This window comes from Flavobacterium cheonhonense (assembly GCF_035671315.1).
In the GTDB taxonomy this organism is placed as follows: Bacteria; Bacteroidota; Bacteroidia; order Flavobacteriales; family Flavobacteriaceae; genus Flavobacterium; species Flavobacterium cheonhonense.
Map to the genome: position 1 here is coordinate 1 of NZ_JAXAVY010000006.1, position 18,035 is coordinate 18,035.

General features: G+C 38.2%; 16 protein-coding genes. 10 read left to right on the top strand and 6 right to left on the bottom strand.

Features of this window, described 5'->3' with window-relative positions; all coding sequences use genetic code 11:
- The 4 genes from SK086_RS11665 to SK086_RS11680 all read right to left on the bottom strand — a co-directional run.
- A partial coding sequence (locus SK086_RS11665; RefSeq protein WP_324691849.1) for an IPT/TIG domain-containing protein occupies positions 1-1,333 on the bottom strand: 1,333 nt, incomplete at its 3' end.
- Between the two features lie 34 nt (positions 1,334-1,367).
- Positions 1,368-1,883: a hypothetical protein gene (locus tag SK086_RS11670; RefSeq protein WP_324691851.1), complete on the bottom strand. Its 516-nt coding sequence runs from the start codon at positions 1,881-1,883 to the stop codon at positions 1,368-1,370.
- Positions 1,884-2,177: 294 nt separating this feature from the next.
- Positions 2,178-3,296, bottom strand: coding sequence for a GTP cyclohydrolase (locus tag SK086_RS11675; protein ID WP_290875885.1), 1,119 nt, complete (start codon positions 3,294-3,296; stop codon positions 2,178-2,180).
- Positions 3,296-4,270 (bottom strand): transporter, encoded by a 975-nt coding sequence (locus SK086_RS11680; protein WP_290875883.1) that lies wholly within the window; start codon positions 4,268-4,270, stop codon positions 3,296-3,298. Before SK086_RS11680 ends, SK086_RS11675 begins: the two co-directional genes overlap by 1 nt.
- A 121-nt stretch (positions 4,271-4,391) precedes the next feature.
- Between SK086_RS11680 and SK086_RS11685 the strand changes: the two genes are divergently transcribed.
- The 6 genes from SK086_RS11685 (at position 4,392) to SK086_RS11710 (ending at position 11,245) form a co-directional block, all read left to right on the top strand.
- Positions 4,392-4,643 carry a DUF4834 domain-containing protein gene (locus SK086_RS11685; protein WP_290875881.1) on the top strand — a complete coding sequence of 84 codons (252 nt, stop codon included), beginning with the start codon at positions 4,392-4,394 and terminating at the stop codon, positions 4,641-4,643.
- A gap of 27 nt (positions 4,644-4,670) precedes the next feature.
- A complete protein-coding gene (locus SK086_RS11690; protein ID WP_324691854.1) occupies positions 4,671-7,166 on the top strand; it encodes a YfhO family protein in 2,496 nt (831 codons plus the stop codon).
- Positions 7,166-8,461 (top strand): glycosyltransferase family 4 protein, encoded by a 1,296-nt coding sequence (locus SK086_RS11695; protein ID WP_324691856.1) that lies wholly within the window; start codon positions 7,166-7,168, stop codon positions 8,459-8,461. Before SK086_RS11690 ends, SK086_RS11695 begins: the two co-directional genes overlap by 1 nt.
- 6 nt (positions 8,462-8,467) lie before the next feature.
- Positions 8,468-9,931: a lipopolysaccharide biosynthesis protein gene (locus SK086_RS11700; RefSeq protein WP_324691858.1), complete on the top strand. Its 1,464-nt coding sequence runs from the start codon at positions 8,468-8,470 to the stop codon at positions 9,929-9,931.
- A gap of 187 nt (positions 9,932-10,118) precedes the next feature.
- Complete coding sequence (locus SK086_RS11705) at positions 10,119-10,553, top strand: VOC family protein (protein WP_324691859.1); 435 nt, start codon at positions 10,119-10,121, stop codon at positions 10,551-10,553.
- A 62-nt stretch (positions 10,554-10,615) separates the two neighbouring features.
- Positions 10,616-11,245 carry a murein L,D-transpeptidase catalytic domain-containing protein gene (locus SK086_RS11710; protein ID WP_324691860.1) on the top strand — a complete coding sequence of 210 codons (630 nt, stop codon included), beginning with the start codon at positions 10,616-10,618 and terminating at the stop codon, positions 11,243-11,245.
- Between the two features lies 1 nt (position 11,246).
- On the opposite strand, the gene SK086_RS11715 is transcribed toward SK086_RS11710, so the two are convergent.
- Positions 11,247-12,188 (bottom strand): TerC family protein, encoded by a 942-nt coding sequence (locus SK086_RS11715; protein WP_324691861.1) that lies wholly within the window; start codon positions 12,186-12,188, stop codon positions 11,247-11,249.
- A gap of 211 nt (positions 12,189-12,399) precedes the next feature.
- Here SK086_RS11715 and SK086_RS11720 point away from each other — a divergent pair, with 211 nt between their 5' ends.
- From SK086_RS11720 to SK086_RS11735, 4 genes are all read left to right on the top strand, one after another.
- Positions 12,400-14,589, top strand: coding sequence for a glutamine synthetase III family protein (locus tag SK086_RS11720; protein WP_324691862.1), 2,190 nt, complete (start codon positions 12,400-12,402; stop codon positions 14,587-14,589).
- 100 nt (positions 14,590-14,689) lie between these two features.
- Entirely contained in the window at positions 14,690-15,580 is an 891-nt protein-coding gene (locus SK086_RS11725; protein ID WP_324691863.1) for an OmpA family protein, read from the top strand.
- Position 15,581: 1 nt separating this feature from the next.
- The gene (locus SK086_RS11730) at positions 15,582-16,352 is read left to right on the top strand and encodes an OmpA family protein (RefSeq protein ID WP_324691864.1); all 771 of its coding nucleotides are present in this window, start codon (positions 15,582-15,584) and stop codon (positions 16,350-16,352) included.
- 92 nt (positions 16,353-16,444) lie between these two features.
- The gene (locus SK086_RS11735) at positions 16,445-17,623 is read left to right on the top strand and encodes an AIR synthase related protein (RefSeq protein ID WP_324691865.1); all 1,179 of its coding nucleotides are present in this window, start codon (positions 16,445-16,447) and stop codon (positions 17,621-17,623) included.
- A gap of 5 nt (positions 17,624-17,628) precedes the next feature.
- Here the strand turns inward: SK086_RS11735 and SK086_RS11740 are convergent, their stop codons facing one another.
- Positions 17,629-18,006: a PH domain-containing protein gene (locus tag SK086_RS11740; RefSeq protein ID WP_324691866.1), complete on the bottom strand. Its 378-nt coding sequence runs from the start codon at positions 18,004-18,006 to the stop codon at positions 17,629-17,631.
- Between the last annotated feature and the right edge of the window lie 29 nt (positions 18,007-18,035).

Genomic DNA, 18,035 nt, shown 5'->3' on the forward strand with positions numbered 1-18,035 from the left:
AAGCATCACAACCATCATTGATAGTTTGGAATTGTGCTACCCAAGCAGCAAACGCTGTATCAACAGCAGCTTGATTGGCATAGTCACAAGCACTAGCAGTTACACTCTCAGGGCCTTGAACATTAACAGGAGTAGAAGGAGTAACGGTAAATGTTCTTGTACAAGTTTGAGGTTGCCCACAATCATCAGTAACCGTCCATGTAACTTGAACGCTATTTCCATTACCGGAAGAACAAGTTGATGGAGCTGTTGGTGTAGCAGGAAGAGTTGTTAAAACCGGGTTTGTACCACCGGTGTAACTGAATGATCCTAACCAAGCAGCAAATGAAGTATTGATTTCCTCTTGTGTTTTACATGAGGTCTCAGTTTTATTTTCGGGACAATTTAAAACAACAGGATTTAAAGGAGGTTGGGTAATAGTAACCTCGGTTTGCTTAGAGCATCCGTTATTGTCTACAACGGTAACAGTATAATTTCCTGCCGCAATATTTTGAAATTCTACAGAAGGATTAGATTGAGGTCCGATAACGACATTACCGGGTTGAAGTGTAAAAGTGTATTTAGATGAGCCACTTGAGGTAGCATCAACGAATAAATCAGTTGTACCTCCGTAACATGTAATAGGATTGAAGTAAGCTTCTAAACCTAAATCGATTATCGTTATGGATTTACTACAAGTACATTCTCCACCATCGTTTAAAACATTTAATTGGTAAAGAATTTGACCACCGGAAGTACCCGGATTGATTATAGTAGTTTGCGTTCCCAAGTCATTTACAGGATCATAAATAAATGGGCCTGTTGAAACGATAGAAGCACCCGTAGTATTTTGAAGACCTGCCGGGAAACTATAATTTAATGTTGGTTCTCCTGTACTAAATTGTACAGTAGTCGTAATGGCAATATTGCCATCGGCTAAACAGGCTTTTAATATACCTGATAAGTTACAGGATGGCGCCGGGAAGAAAGTGAATCCGGATTTTTGTCCAAATCCGGATGGGTTAGTAACCCTTACAGATCCGGTAGAGCCAGCACCTACTACAGCCGAAATGGTATTATCATTTACAACCGTAAATGAAGCAGCCGGAGTCAGACCAAATGAAACGGCAGTGGTACCGGTAAAATTGGCACCAATAATCGTTACAACTTGACCCTGAGCCCCTGAGGCCGGGAAAAAGGAGGATACTGTTGGAGTAGCTGCATAAATGGCATTTGTAAACAAAATGGCCACAAACAGCACAAAAGTAGTTAAGTTGCTTTTCCAACCTTTATTTTTAGATTGGAAACAACAACCATCCTCTTTCAAGTTATTGTTGTGTAAATTTAAATTCATAATTGAATGTTTTTATTTATTGTTTAGGATTCGATCAACCTTTATAGACTGATACTGATTGTGTACAGGTACAACTCTCGTTTCGCCCATTGGCATTAACGTTAGTAACAGTCAGTTGAATAGTAAAACTCCCAACATTTTCTCCGGGATCAACACTTATTGTTTTGACACCGTTTCTGGAAACTAATTTGGCTTCCGTGTTGTTCGTTTTAAAACTCCAATTGTAGATAGTGTTGGGTTTGTCGTTAATGACTTCCGCACTAAACTTGAGAGGGTTTTTTAGGACCTTACCCAGATGAGGCTTAGCTTTTAAAGGTCCGGACAAATTACAAGCGGGCGCTTGTGCAAACAAAAAGTTGGTAAAGAGGAACACAAACAACAATAAAAGAATATTCAGCATACCCTTTTTCTTGGTTTGTCCGATCTTCTCAGAATCTGACAAAGTGGAAAAATATCTTTCTCCACTAAAGTCCATCTTAAAACCATTTTCTTTTCTAATCAAAACATAGTCTCGATTAGAAGAGAGATTCAGTAATGTACTTTTTTTCATAATGTTTAGTATTTTTTAGATAATACCACATCATGAATAGGTTCAATTTGGTAGTTTTTTAATTACAAAAATCTAAATAAAAAACAAGGAGTCTAATATTTAAAATTCTAATAATTAATAGTGTAGATTTATTTGGTTTGATAAAATTATGCAGATTTGGCTATAAATGTTAAAAATGTCATAACTTTTCTATGAACAACACTTTTTATCCGATGACTTGCATTTTTTAGCCGATTAATGGTTTTTAGATAATGCTATAAATAAAAAATCCCTTTTTGATAAAGGGATTCTATTTTAAAGATTAATACGATAGGTTCTTCTTCTCCTGAAAGTGACAGGATCGAAGTGCTTCCAGAGGTTTTGAATGGCATGATTGTCTTCTAATTCCGGTGTTCGAATGCAATTTTGAATGCCTTTTTCTTTAAAGGTGTTATAGTATTCATTAAAAATAATAGCGGTAACTCCTTTACTTTGGTATTCCGGATCAACTCCAATAAGGTAGAAAAGTACTTCTTTGCTCTCCTTTTTGGCTTTTAATAAATGGTAAAACCCAAAAGGGAAAAGTTTACCGTTGGCTTTTTTTAGGGCTTCTGAAAAGCTTGGCATTACAATACTGAAGGCTACAATTCTATCATTTTTATCTAAAACGAATTTGATGTATTCCGGATTGATGAAACCAATGTATTTCTTCTTAAAGTATTCTTTTTGTATGTCGGTTATGGCCACAAATGAAGAAAGATTAGCATAACTGGTATTGAATAAGTCAAACATTTCATCAACGTAAGGCATGATGTCTTTGGTGTTTTTAAAGTTCACCGCTTTCAATTCATAGCGCTTTTTTATCAGTTCTTGTGCTTTAAAGAAGAACTCTGGCTTCACATTCGAAAACGGAAATTTGCTTTCCAGGTATTCTTTTTCTTTTACATAACCCAGTTGTTCCAAATGCTCCTTATAGTATGGGAAATTATACCAAGTAATCATTGAGCCTAATTCGTCGTAGCCTTCTGTAAGCACGCCTACTTTATCCAAATTGGAAAAGCCCATCGGGCCTTCTACGTATTCTAAATGATTTTTTCTGCCCAGTTCGTATACTTTTTCTAACAAGGCTTTGGTCACTTCTATATCGTCTATCACATCCCACCAACCAAATCGAACTTTCTTTTTGTGTTGTTGATTTACTTCGTCCCAATTGATAATGGCCGCAATTCGACCAACTACTTTACTGTCTCTGTAGGCCAAATAAAAGTAAGCTTCTGCCGAAGTAAAAGCCGGATTTTTAGTTTTATCGAAGGTTTCTAACTCGTCACTTATTAATGGCGGAACCCAATAAGGATGATGCTGATATAATGAAAACGGAAATTTAACATAGTCTTTGAGAAGGGCTTTGGTATTGGCTTCTTTTACAGTAATCATTATGGTGCTTTTTCTAATTCAACTTCGTCTTTGCGTTTTTTACCTTTGTCTCGTTTCGATTTTTTATCTTTCTTCTTATCGTCTTTTTTCTCGTTTTTTATGCGAGTGTAATTGGTTTCGTAGTTGCTGTCGAATCGCCAAGACAAACCAACACCACCGTATAATATGGCCGGTGTATCTTTGATGTTTTTAGCAATAGAAGCGTCCAATTGGATGTTTTCTCTAACCAAATAGGCGGCACCGAAACGGAAAACATTGTCGGCATAATAATCGCTTTTGTAACCTTGCATTTCAACAAAACCGGACCAGCGCATATTAAAGCCACGGGTTAAGGTTGCTATAACACCCAAACTCGGATAATCAGTCATGTATTTGTCGGCGATAATATTAGTCACAAAAACCCATTTGGTGCCAAATTGATTTTGGGTGATTAGCATCAATTTCGGACTAATAGTAGGATCGCTTTCGAACGAAAACGGATTGGTGCCTAAGTTTAGGTTAAATCCGGCATAAACGGCCACTGCCGGGATGAATTGTTTCCAACTGAATTTGTGATTGGCTTTCCAACTGTATACATTAGGCTTGTCATCTTTCAGTTTTAAAAACGGATCAAAAACCAAGTATTTGGCTCCGAATGTCATTTGCTTGAAACCACCGCGGGTATCGTTCACCAAAGGTGCTTTGTACCAATCGTATTGGTATTGGCTTTCTAAATTGAACTCAAATTGATCAAAAAATGCTCCGTATCGCACACTTAATTCCGTACCGAATCCGTTGGCTTCGTATCGCAATAAGTCGTGTTTTTCCTGAATCCCGTAAATACCACCTTCAGCTTGAATTACGGTTTTTCCAACAGAGAAAGCCGACATCGATTTTCCGGGTCTGTTGGAATTGATAAGATCGGTGTACTGTGCAAATGCAGTAGAAGAGAGTAGTGTAATAAACAGTACTCTGAAGTTTTTTATCTTAAGCATAACATCGGTTTTCAAGTGAATAAGGTCTCCCAAAAGTAATACAATTTATCATTTATTTAAGAGGCTGAAGCGAATTTTACAACAAGGAATTTAGTATTTTTGACAAAAATTATTTTACAACATGGATACGGCCTCTTTTAGCGGATTGTTAAAAACATTACTTTATATTTTAGCTTTCTACTACATATTTAAGTTCTTGGCGCGATTATTTTTACCGGTGGTAGCCAAGAAAGTAGTAGAAAAAGCGACCCAACAATTTCAAGAACAGCAACAGCAGTACCAACAACAGCAACAAGCTCAGGCTTCCAAAAATGAAAAGCCTAAAGAAAAGAAAATTGTTGGTGAGTACATCGATTTCGAAGAAATTAAGTAATTTCACTTGAAAACCTAACCCAAAAGCATGAAACAACTTCAAAAGTTTTACCCTCATTTTTTAGCCATTTTTGGTTTTATTCTTATTTCCTTACTCTATTTTTACCCGGTTTTACAAGGCAAAAAAATCTACCAATCCGATATCGTTCAGTATACTGGTATGGCCAAAGAGCAAAACGACTTCCGAGCCGAGTTTGATACTGAGCCTTTTTGGACCAATGCCGCTTTCGGGGGTATGCCAACCTATCAATTAGGCGCCAATTACCCTAATGATTTTATTGGGAAATTAGACGACGCACTCCGGTTTTTACCACGTCCGGCCGATTATTTGTTCTTATATTTTTTAGGGTTCTACGGTTTGTTATTGGTGTTTAGAGTCGATCCGCTGAAAGCTTTTTTCGGAGCTTTGGCTTTTGGTTTTTCCACTTATCTGATTATCATTTTAGGCGTAGGGCACAATGCTAAAGCCCACGCTATCGCTTATATGCCACTAGTTGTGGCCGGTTTTATTTTGGTTTTCAAGCGAAGATATTTGCACGGTGGCTTGTTGACCATGTTGGCTACAGCACTCGAAATCAATGCCAACCACTTTCAAATGACGTATTATTTGCTGATTTTGTTGTTGGTTTTAGCCGTGTATTTTTTATACAAGTTGGTACAAGAAAACGAATTGAAATCTTTACCCAAAATCGCCGGAACCTTTGTAGCAGCAGTTCTTTTAGCTCTTGGTGCCAATGCCTCCGGGTTGATGGCTACTAAAGAGTATTCCGATTTTAGTATGCGCGGTAAAAGCGAGTTGACTTTTAATCCCGATGGTTCTAAAAACACTGAAACGGCTTCGATGTCGAAAGACTATATCACAGAATACAGTTACGGTGTAGGTGAAAGTTTGAACTTAATCGCGCCTCGCTTGTATGGTGGCGGTAATAGTGAAAAATTAGGTACTGATTCACACGTTTACAATTATATGTTGTCTTACGGAGCTAACGAAACCGAAGCTCAAACGTTTACCGAAAATTACGCGCCAACCTATTGGGGTGATCAACCTATAGTGGCTGCGCCGGCCTATATTGGAGCCATTGTTTTCTTTTTGTGTGTCTTGGCGTTATTTCACGATAAGCGCAAAATTAAGTATGCCTTTTTAGCGGGCGCCATCATTTCCTTATTATTGTCTTGGGGAAAAAATTTCTCGGCTTTGACCGATTTCTTCATCGATTATGTGCCGATGTATGACAAGTTCAGAGCGGTTTCATCCATTCAAGTTATTTTAGAGTTGTGTATACCGGTTTTGGCCATCATGGGCTTGCAATCGTTTTTTAAAAATTCCGAAAATCAAAAGAAATCATTGTTGTACACTGCCGCTACTTCCATCGGATTGGTAGTACTGATTTTTATCTGCAAAGGCGCTTTCTCATTCTCGGGCGCTTTAGACGGTCAAATTGCCGATATGTTGAGCCAAGGTCAAGACAAAACCTTCGGACAGGGTTTTATCGATGCTTTGAAAGAAGACCGTATGGATTTGTTTAAAACCGATTTGTTGCGTTCCGGCTTTTTTATGGTGGTTACATTCGGATTGTTGTGGTTTTATTTGAAAGGCAAATTGGCGCAAACTACAGCGGTTATTGTTATCGGGATTTTTATGGTTGGCGATTTGTTCTTCATCGATAAGAATTATGTAAGCAACGATGGTAAGCAATTCCGAAGCGCTCGCGAAATCGATCAACCTTTCGAACCAACAGACGCCGATAATCAAATACTAAAAGACAATTCTGTTTTCAGAGTCTACGAAATTCAGGGCAGATTGCAAGGGAGAACATCTTATTTCCACAAATCTGTTGGCGGTTACAGTGCTGTTCGACCGCGCCGTTACGAGCAGTTGTTTGAGTATCATATCGACAGACAATTGAATGATTTAGGTAAAATTATCGACCCGCAAACCATGACGTTAAAGAAAAGCATTCCTATTATGAATGCCTTAAATATCAAATACTTGTTGTTGCAAACCAATGACGGCGAAAGCGTAGCGGTAACCAATCCTTTCATTAACGGTAATGCTTGGTTTGTATCCGAGTTGAAAACAGTCAATTCAGCCGATGAGGAAATGAAGGTTCTGGGTAAAATCGATACCAAAAACGTGGCCACAGTAAGTGGTACAGAGGAAGGGAAATTGGCCCTGCCGGCCAGATTCGCAAAAGACAGTTTGGCGACTTTAAAATTGGAAGAACACCTGCCTAATACCATTAAATATACCTCTAACAATACCCAAGATGGTTTTGCGGTTTTTTCCGAAAATTTCTATAACGGATGGAAAGCTACTATCGACGGCAAAGAAGTTGACATTCATCGTGTGGATTATGTGTTGCGTGGTTTGGCCATTCCGAAAGGGAAACACACCATTGAGTTTACCTTTGAGCCACAAGTGGTAAAAACAGGAAGTACCATCGCTTTAGTCAGTTCGATTTTGATGATTTTGGCAATAGTTGGTGTGGTTTATTTTGAACAAAAAGGAAAGAAAGCAGCATAATGTCGGCTCCCAAAAAACTTCTCATCATCACGTATTACTGGCCACCGGCCGGCGGACCTGGCGTGCAACGTTGGTTGAAGTTTGTGAAATACTTGCCTGATTTTAATGTTCAACCTATCGTTTATATTCCGGAGAATCCGACCTATCCCATTATTGACCGTGGTTTGGAAAGCGAAGTTTCGGAGAAGGCTGTCATTTTGAAGCATAAAATCTTTGAACCTTACGGATTGGCTTCTTTTTTTGGTAAAAATAAAACCAAGAAAATCAGTTCCGGAATTATACCCAATCAAAAGAAACAGTCGTTTTTAGAAAAAGCGCTACTTTGGGTGCGCGGGAATATTTTTATACCGGATGCCCGATTTTTGTGGGTGAAACCTTCGGTGAAGTATTTGAAAAAGTACCTTCAGGAAAACAATATAGATACTATAGTGACTTCCGGTCCGCCGCACAGTTTGCATCTCATTGGTTTACAACTGAAGCAAGAGTTAGGTGTGACTTGGTTAGCTGATTTCAGAGATCCGTGGACGACTATTGGGTATCACAAAGCCTTGAAATTGTCGTCTTATGCCGAAACAAAACATAAGGCTTTAGAACATCAAGTGCTCAATACTGCCGATACCATTATCGTAACTAGCAAAACTACTAAAGCCGAATTTGAAGCCATAACTTCTAAACCGATAGCCGTAATTGCCAATGGTTATGATGTGGAGCAAGTGACCAAACAACCTTTGGATGAAAAGTTTACGATAGCTCATATCGGTTCTTTTTTGTCGGAGCGTAATCCGAGAATTTTGTGGAAAGCTTTGAAGGAATTGACCAAGGAGAATCAGGATTTTGCGGCTGATTTTCAGTTGAAGTTACTCGGAGCCGTGAGTCAGGAAGTTTTAGATACGATAGCCGAATTTAAACTCAATGATTTTGTACTGAATTTGGGCTATGTATCACACCAGGAAGCTGTAGCGCATCAAAGAAAGTCTCAGGTTTTATTGTTGATTGAAATTGATTCCGAAGACACTAAAAGCATTATTCCGGGGAAAGTTTTCGAATATATGGTTTCGGAAAGACCAATAATAGCGATTGGTCCGGAAGATTCAGATTTTGCCGAAATTATTACTTCAACCAATACCGGCGTTTTCTTTACGTATGACGAGAAAGAAAAACTAAAAGCACTACTTTTGAAATACTACCAAGACTATAAAGCGAATAATTTGAAAGTTCATGCGGTTGGGTTACAGCAATACTCCCGCAAGAGTTTAACCGAACAACTCTCCAAACTCGTAACACCAAACTCCTAACTCAAAATGGGTATCGTTGTCAACCAGTCCATCAAAAACACCATCATTACCTATATTGGGTTTGCGATTGGTGCGGCCAATACCTTGTTCATGTATCCGCATTTTTTAGGGGATAAGTTTTATGGATTAACGAGTTATTTGTTGTCTTCGGCCAATGTTATTTTTCCGTTAATGGCTTTTGGAGTACACAATACCTTGGTTAAATTCTTCTCAGAGCACAAATCCGAGCAAGAGCAAGTTTCCTTTTTAAGTTTTGTGTTGTTGCTTCCTATGCTGGCGATAGTCCCGATTTTTATTCTTGGTTTTTGCTTTTATGATGCTATTGCTGCTTTTTCGGCAACAAAAAATGACATCGTTTACGATTACATTTGGCAAATTCCGATCATAGGAATATGTATGGCCTATTTCGAGATATTTTACGCTTGGGTAAAGGTGCATTTACAATCGGTTTATGGCAATTTCTTGAAGGAAGTCGGGCTAAGAATATTAATTTCCATCTTCCTTTTCGGCGTGTATTTTAATGTTATCTCGGTAGAACAATTTATCACTGCTACAATGATTGCTTATTTGATTAGTATGCTTTTGATGTTTGGATATGCCAATAATGTCAAAAAAATTGTTTTCAGTTTTAAAATACCCAGGAATGCTAAAGCGATTTTTACCTATTCGGCTTTTATTATTTTATCCGGTAGTGTGGCCAATATGTTGATTGACATCGATAAAACCATGTTGAATCAATACTTGGAGATTGAAAAGATTGCCTATTACTCTGTCGCGGGATTTATGGCTACTGTGATTGCGGTGCCGAGTCGAGCAATGCACCAAATTACCTATCCTATTACGGCCAAACTGATGACTCAAGGCAAACATGAGGAATTAAACGACTTGTATAAAAAGACTTCGATTACGTTGCAAATTGTTGGAGGTTTAGTGTTTGTTGGGATTTTGGTGAATCTTAATCAGGTCTATTTGTTACTGCCGGGCAATTACAAAGAAGGTGTTTTTGTGGTTTTTGTACTTGGATTTTCTAAGTATTTCGATTTGATTTTAGGAAATAATAATGCCATCATTTTCAATTCTAAATACTATAGAGCCGTTTTGTTTTTGGGATTGCTGTTAGGTTTTTTTGCCATAACTCTTAACGCCATATTTATTCCGTTGTACTATATTAAAGGCGCTGCAATCGCTACTTTGATTTCTATCACTTTATATAGTATTGCCAAATTACTATTTGTGGTTTTGAGAATGAAATTATTCCCTTTTACAGTCAATACTATTCATGCGTTTGTCATCGGGTTGGTTTGTTTCTTCCTTTTCTATTTTTGGGATTTTTCTTTTCATCCCATTGTTAATATCGGATTGAAATCGGTTTTAGTTTCATTGGTTTATGTTGGTTTAGTTTACAAAGCCAATTTGTCTCCGGAGATTAACACGGTTATCGAAAAACAGCTCAAACGAGTGATTCGTTAAAATCATTTTTGTACCTTTAGTTTATACAACAAAGAATAGCTTTAATTTAAGTTTCAAATTGACATTGAGGTGAGGTCATTTGTTCCGATTTTCAAGTGTTTAAAATGATTTTTATCAAAATTTTCAGTTGAGCAATATTCCTTAGGTGGTTTTGTGAAAATGTCTAATTATAATTTTTTAAAATACAATGACTCAAGTAAATCCTTATTTAATTTTCAACGGAAATTGTGAAGAAGCATTTCTTTTTTACCAATCCGTTTTTGGAGGTGAATTTCCATATTTAGGCAGATTCAAAGATATGCCGGCCGATGACAATTGTCCTCCGATTTCCGAGGATGAAGCCAATAGAATTATGCACGTATCTTTACCGATTGGGAATACTGTTATTATGGGAAGCGACAGTACATCTGCTAGCGGTGATGCGATTATCGGAACCAATATTTCTGTTTCGGTTAATACATCGAGTAAGGCAGAAGCCGATAGCATTTACAATGGATTAGCAGCAGGCGGAAATGCCTTCATGCCCATGACACAAACTTTTTGGGGTGCTTATTTCGGGATGTTAAAAGATAAATTCGGCATCAACTGGATGGTGAATTTTGATGAAAATCCCCCAGCCTAAATTATTGTATGTCTTTTATACTATAAACCAAACTGTTGCGTTATACATAAAAAAAACAACTCTTGAAAAAAAAGATTTTTCTTCTGTTGCTAATAGCAGTGGTTGTTGCTTACGGCTACAATAGTATCAACCATAAGTATAAAAGTGAACACAAACCTAAAGTCGATGTTTCCAAAACCGATGAAAAGGCTAAGGAGGCTTTTACTTTTTGTCGTAAAAACAACTTCAACCAAGATTTTTGTATACTAATTGACATGAGTATTCACTCGGGATTGAATCGTTTTTTTGTGTACGATTTCAAACAAAATAAGATTACTCGACAAATGCTTGTTGGTCACGGTTGTTGTAATTATCCGTGGAGTCAAACTTGGTCAAAGGACGATCCGACTTTCAGCAATAAAGACGGTAGTCATTGCTCTTCTATGGGAAAATATAAAATTGGGCAAAGGGCTTGGAGCGATTGGGGAATCAACGTTAAATACGTTTTGCATGGCTTGGAAGAAACCAATAGCAATGCACAATCGCGTTATATCGTTTTTCATTCTTGGGAAAAAGTGTCCGACAAGGAAGTGTATCCAAACGGCACGCCTGAAGGTTGGGGTTGTCCTACCATTTCTAATGCCAATATGAAAATCATCGATCCAATACTAAAAGGTTCTGCCCAACCCGTTTTAATGTGGATTTACCAATAAACTATTCTTTGTCTTTTCTGCTGATTGAAACCAAGATGCCGGCAGCAAGTGATAAAGCGATAAAGCCTAGCGAAACCCATTCCGGGAATTTGTAGTAATGAATGATAAGCATTTTGATTCCGACAAAAGTCAGTATGGCAATCAAACTGTATTCCAGATAGCTGAATTTTTCTAACATATTGGCCAAAAAGAAATACATCGAACGCAATCCTAAAATGGCAAAGATGTTGGAACTGAATACCAAAAACGGATCCGAAGTAATGGCTAAAATAGCCGGAACGCTGTCTAAAGCAAACAACATATCCATCACTTCAATCACAATCAATGCCACAAACAAAGGCGTTGCCGCAGTAATGTGTTTGCGTTTTACAAAGAAATGCTCGCCATCGGCATGACTGGTGATAGGCATTATTTTGCGCAGGTTTCTGTAAACAAAAGATTTTTTCGGATTGAATTCTTCTTCATCGCCTTTGAACAACATCTTGAAAGCGGTGAATATCAAAAACGCACCAAATAAATAGGTCATCCAACTGAATTTGTTAATCAGAATTACACCGAAGAAAATCATCAATCCTCGGAAGACTATGGCACCTAAAATGCCCCAAAACAGTACGCGATGTTGGTATTTTTGTGGAATTTTAAAAGAAGCAAAAATCACGGCAATCACAAAAATATTGTCGACGCTCAAGGATAGTTCTATCAAATAACCGGTGATGAACTTCATGGAAGCCACTGATGGAGTGATGTCCGTCGGATTGTCTATTAGTCCGTTTTTATAAATCCAACCTACAACTATACTAAATATAAAAGATAAGGAAACCCAGATTCCGGTCCAGATTCCGGCTTCTTTAGGTTTAATGATATGAGGGTTTTTGTTGAAAACACCTAAGTCTAAGGCTAAGAACAAAAAAATCAGTGCTAAAAAAACAATCCAAACAGTCATGATGCTATATTTAAAGGTAATGCAAATATAGGATTTTGCCTTGTGAAAAGATATTAAATAATAACAACAAGTCTGGGTGCTGTTGATTTTGGTTATTATATTTTATTTTTAAAATACCCCTAAAAAAAATAGGGTATCCTTATTTTGAAATCAAAATATTGCTATATTTGCAATAAATTAATAAGGGTATAATCATTTAAAATCACTTTTTATGTCAACTTTGCGTTTTCAAGCCTTAAAAGATGCCTCGAGCAGAAAACCGGTAAAATTTGAAGAAGCCGATAAAAAATCGGCGCTTTTCGGTTCTAATGTATTCAATGATAAAGCCATGAAGCAGTACTTAACTGCCGATGCTTACAAAGGAGTAAAAGATGCCATCCAGCACGGTACTAAAATCGACAGAAAGTTGGCGGATTATATTGCTATGGGAATGAAAGAATGGGCTTTGACTAAAGGCGTTACCCATTACACACACTGGTTTCAACCGTTAACTGGAACTACCGCTGAAAAACACGATGCTTTCTTTGAAACTTCTTACGATGGTTCTGATCCGGTTGAGAAATTTGGTGGAGGCCAATTGGTTCAACAAGAACCGGATGCCTCTTCTTTCCCGAATGGTGGTATCAGAAATACTTTTGAAGCTCGTGGTTATACTGCTTGGGATCCAACCTCTCCGGCTTTTATCTTCGGAACTACTTTGTGTATCCCAACGGTATTTATTTCTTACACCGGTGAGGCTTTAGATTACAAAACACCTTTGTTGCGCGCTTTAAATGCTGTAGATGAGGCAGCAACTGAAGTTTGTAAATATTTTGATAAAAACGTTAAAAAAGTTACCGCCACTTTAGGATGGGAGCAAGAATATTTCTTGGTTGACAGTTCTTTGGCTAACTCAAGACCCGATTTATTGTTAACCGGAAGAACCTTGTTAGGCCATACTTCTGCTAAAGGACAACAATTAGATGATCATTACTTCGGTTCTATTCCGTCACGAGCTTTAAACTATATGCGCGAATTGGAAGAAGAGTGTATGTTGTTAGGCATACCGGTAAAAACCCGTCACAATGAAGTGGCACCAAACCAATTTGAGTTGGCTCCGATTTTCGAAGAAACCAACTTGGCGGTTGATCACAACTCATTATTGATGGACGTAATGTCTAAAGTGGGCGAGCGTCACGATTTTAAAGTGTTATTCCACGAAAAACCGTTCAAAGGAGTAAACGGTTCAGGAAAACACAACAACTGGTCTTTGGCTACCGATACCGGAGTAAATTTATTGTCTCCAAGCAAAACGCCTATGAGTAATTTGCAATTCTTGTCTTTCTTTATCAATACGATTAAAGCGGTTAATGAGTATGAAGAGTTATTAAGAGCTTCTATCGCTACTGCCAGTAACGATCACCGATTGGGCGCCAATGAAGCACCACCGGCAATTATCTCTGTTTTCATCGGAGAACAATTGACTAAAGTCTTGGCTGAATTGGAAGGCGTTTCTAAAGGTAAATTATCTCCGGAAGAAAAAACGGATTTGAAATTGAACGTTGTAGGTAAAATTCCGGATGTTATGTTGGACAACACCGACAGAAACAGAACGTCACCATTTGCTTTCACCGGAAACAAATTTGAATTCCGCGCTGTAGGTTCTTCGGCTAACTGTGCCAATGCCATGACTACTTTGAATTCCATTGTGGCCAAACAATTAAAAGAATTCAAAAAAGAAGTAGATGCATTGATCGATACTAAAGGTTTGAAAAAAGACGAAGCCATCTTCAATGTGTTGAGAGAATACATCAAGCAAACTAAAAATATCCTTTTCGAAGGCGATGGTTATAGCGACGCTTGGGAAAAAGAAGCTAAGAAAAGAGGCTTGAGCAATCACAAAACCACTCCGGCTGCGTTGAAAGCTAAAGTATCTAAAAAAGCCTTGGAATTATTCCATGATTTGAACGTAATGAACCACGTTGAAGTGGAAGCGCGTTACGAAATCGAATTGGAAGAATACACTAAGAAAATCCAAATTGAAGGTCGAGTATTAGGCGATATTGCTCGTAACCACGTGATTCCAACAGCTATTCGTTACCAAAATACTTTAATCGAAAACGTACGCGGTTTGAAAGAAATCTTCGGTAAAGATTTTGAGAAAATTGCCAAAGAGCAAATCTTCTTAATCAAAGAAATTTCGGCTCACATTGAAGGCATCAACTCTAATGTAGAAGCCATGACTGAAGCTCGTAAAAAAGCCAACGCTTTAACCGATGCACAAAAAATGGCCGAAGCTTACTGCGATAAAGTGAAACCATACTTTGAAATCATCAGAGAACATTGCGACAAATTAGAGTTGTTAGTAGACGATGAAGTTTGGACGTTAACCAAATACAGAGAATTGTTGTTTACACGATAAGCATAGTTTTACTTTCAAATTACACCCGACGTTTAATAAAATGTCGGGTGTTTTTATATAAAAAATGCCGTAACTTCGTTATACTATTAAATAACTACTCATGTTACGTCATTGCCTTACTTTTGCTTTACTGTTTTATTTTACTGCCGTCTTTTCTCAAGAGCAGGTGAGTTTGTATTTCGACAGTAATAGATTTGAGCTGACTAAAAAAGAAGAAAATCGACTTAACCAATGGCTTTTGGCTAACAGTAACAACAAAATTGTTGCCATACACGGTTTTACCGATGAAGATGGCACCAGCGGATTCAACGATACTTTAGCCCAAAAAAGAGTCGATTTTATTTTCAACAAAGTCAAAGACCAAATCCAAATCAGAGCCGATTTTAAAACCTTAAGCTTGGGCGAAAAATTCAAGCAGTCGGCCAATAAAGCCGAAAACCGTAGGGTAACAATCTTCTACATCTTAGAAAAAGACATTCCCAGAGAAGAAGAGATTCTCGGCTTAAAAAAAGAAACCCCTATTGTTGAAGAATCCAAACCCGAAATTGAATATCCCGAAAAATTGGTCTTCGAAAATCCCAATGGTACCAAAACCGAGTACAAGTTAGACCGCGCGTTTATGAAGCTGGTTGGCAATACTAAATCCGGAGAAAAGCTGAAAATTGACAATCTTAATTTTGTCATCAATACTTTTGCTATTGTACCGGAATCTCGAGGCAAATTATATGAACTGTTGTTGGTGTTGCAAAATAATCCGCAGCTCAAAATTGAAATCCAAGGCCATTTGTGTTGTATGCCGGTCGACCGAACCGATTTGTCTACGCAAAGAGCCAAAGCGATTTACAACTTTTTAATCACCAACGATGTTTATCGCGCACGCTTGTCTTACAAAGGCTTCGGAAGCACGCAACCCATTTATCCGCTACCGGAAAAAAACGAGGTGGAACGCGCCGCTAATCGCCGAGTGGAAATTCTGATTGTCGAAAATTAATATGAAAATCAAATGCGTCATAGTATTGTTTTTTTGGTCTGTTTTGGGATTTACTCAAAAGCAGTTTGACGTATTTTTCGATTTCAATAAAGATTTCCCCAATCAAAATTCGATACTAGCTTTAAACGAATGGATTGCCAATCATAAGGCAATTGAAATCACCCAATTGTTAGGCTTTTGCGACAGTATCGACACTAAAGATTACAACAAACATTTAGCGGAACGCCGCATAGCCAATGTCAAAATCTTATTGGAAAAGAGCGGTCTTCCATTCAGCCAAACCTTGCAACAAGTGGCTTACGGAAAGGACTTTAAGCAAGCTGTTGTTCAAGCTGAAAACCGACGTGTGACTATTTTCTACACAGAAATTCCTCCTAAAATTACTGAAAGCGAATTGTCGCAAAAGGTCAAAAATGCCAAAGCCGGAGAAACTATAGCTTTGCCCAATCTTTATTTCTTTAACAATTCTGCGCGTGTTGTACCGAAATCGGAAACCGTGCTATACGATTTGCTCTGCATCTTGCAAGAAAATTCGAAGTTAAAAATCGAAATTCAAGGCCATATTTGTTGCCAAACCGTAGTTGATGTAAACGATGTTTCTACCGCAAGAGCTCGCGCCGTTTACAGTTATTTGTTGCGTAACGGTATCGATAGAAAGCGCATGAAATTTAAAGGATTCGGTGTGTCTCGTCCTATACATAAAATCCCGGAACGCAACGAAACCGAAGCCGATGAAAACCGAAGGGTAGAAATTTTGATTTTGGAGAATTAATCCAATGGTAACATTTCCAAATTGTTTCTTTTTCGCATTGTGATTTTACTTCATTACTCTTACCTTTGCGACACAACAACTAACAACACAACATGAGTTCTGATAACAGTCAACGCTACAACCAACGTGGCGTTTCCGCTTCTAAAGAAGATGTGCACAACGCCATCAAAAACATCGATAAAGGTTTATTTCCGAAGGCTTTTTGTAAAATTGTTCCCGATTATTTGACCAACGACAACGACTATTGCTTGATCATGCATGCCGACGGTGCCGGAACCAAATCCTCGTTGGCTTATCTGTATTGGAAAGAAACCGGCGATATTTCGGTGTGGAAAGGCATTGCTCAAGATGCTTTAATCATGAATATCGACGATTTATTGTGTGTGGGAGCAACCGATAATATTTTACTGTCTTCCACCATCGGAAGAAATAAAAATTTGATTCCGGCCGAAGTGATTTCTGCCATCATCAACGGAACGGAAGAGTTGATAGCCGAATTGAAATCTTTCGGTGTTACCATTCATTCTACAGGAGGCGAAACGGCTGATGTGGGCGATTTAGTGCGAACCATTATAGTCGATTCTACCGTAACGGCTCGAATGAAACGCAATGATGTGATCGATAATGCGAATATCCAACCCGGCGATGTGATTGTAGGTTTGGCTTCTTTCGGTCTGGCGAAATACGAAAAGAGTTATAACGGCGGAATGGGCAGTAACGGTTTGACTTCGGCCAGACATGATGTTTTTGCTAACTATTTAGCCGAAAAATATCCCGAGAGTTTTGATGCTGCAGTGCCAAACGAATTGGTGTATTCCGGCCAAACTAAATTGACTGATACCGTACAAGATTCTCCAATTGATGCCGGAAAATTAGTGTTGTCGCCAACCCGAACATACGCTCCGATTATCAAAGCTATTTTGTCCAACTACTCTTCAAAAGACATCCACGGTATGGTACATTGTTCCGGCGGTGCGCAAACGAAAGTGTTACATTTTGTAGACAACGTACATGTGATTAAAGATAATTTATTTCCGGTACCGCCTTTGTTCAAACTCATCCAGGAAAATTCCAAAACCGATTGGAAAGAGATGTACCAAGTGTTCAATTGTGGCCATCGTATGGAATTATACGTGCCGGAAGAAATTGCGAACGACATCATTTCGATTTCGGAATCTTTTGGTGTTGAAGCCAGAATTGTGGGTAGAGTGGAAGCGTCCGAAAACAAAAAACTCACTATTCAAAGTGAGTTTGGGGTGTTTGAATATTAATCGGTTTAGAGTACGTAATAGGCCAAAACCTTCTGAACTTCATACACATTAACCGATTTGGTAAATTGTTTGGTGATGCTTGGGTTTTGTTCGCTGGAAACCCAGATTTTCAATTCCGCTTCTAAGTCGAAGGTACCGGCGGTCTCAACACTAAATCGGCTGATGGCTTTGTAAGCGATGGATTTGTATTCAATTTTGCTTCCGGTTAGTCCTTGTTTTTCGACCAAAATCAATCTTTTGTTGGTAAAGATGAAAACATCGCGTATGAGTTTGAAGCCCATTTCAATTTTTTCGTCGTCTAATAATAACTGGCTGTATTGCTTTAGTAAATCTTCCGAACTGGCTTGTCCGGCATTGCCCATAAGTGCTGAAAAAAGTCCCATATAAATTGTATTTTTGTCGTGTAAAAATA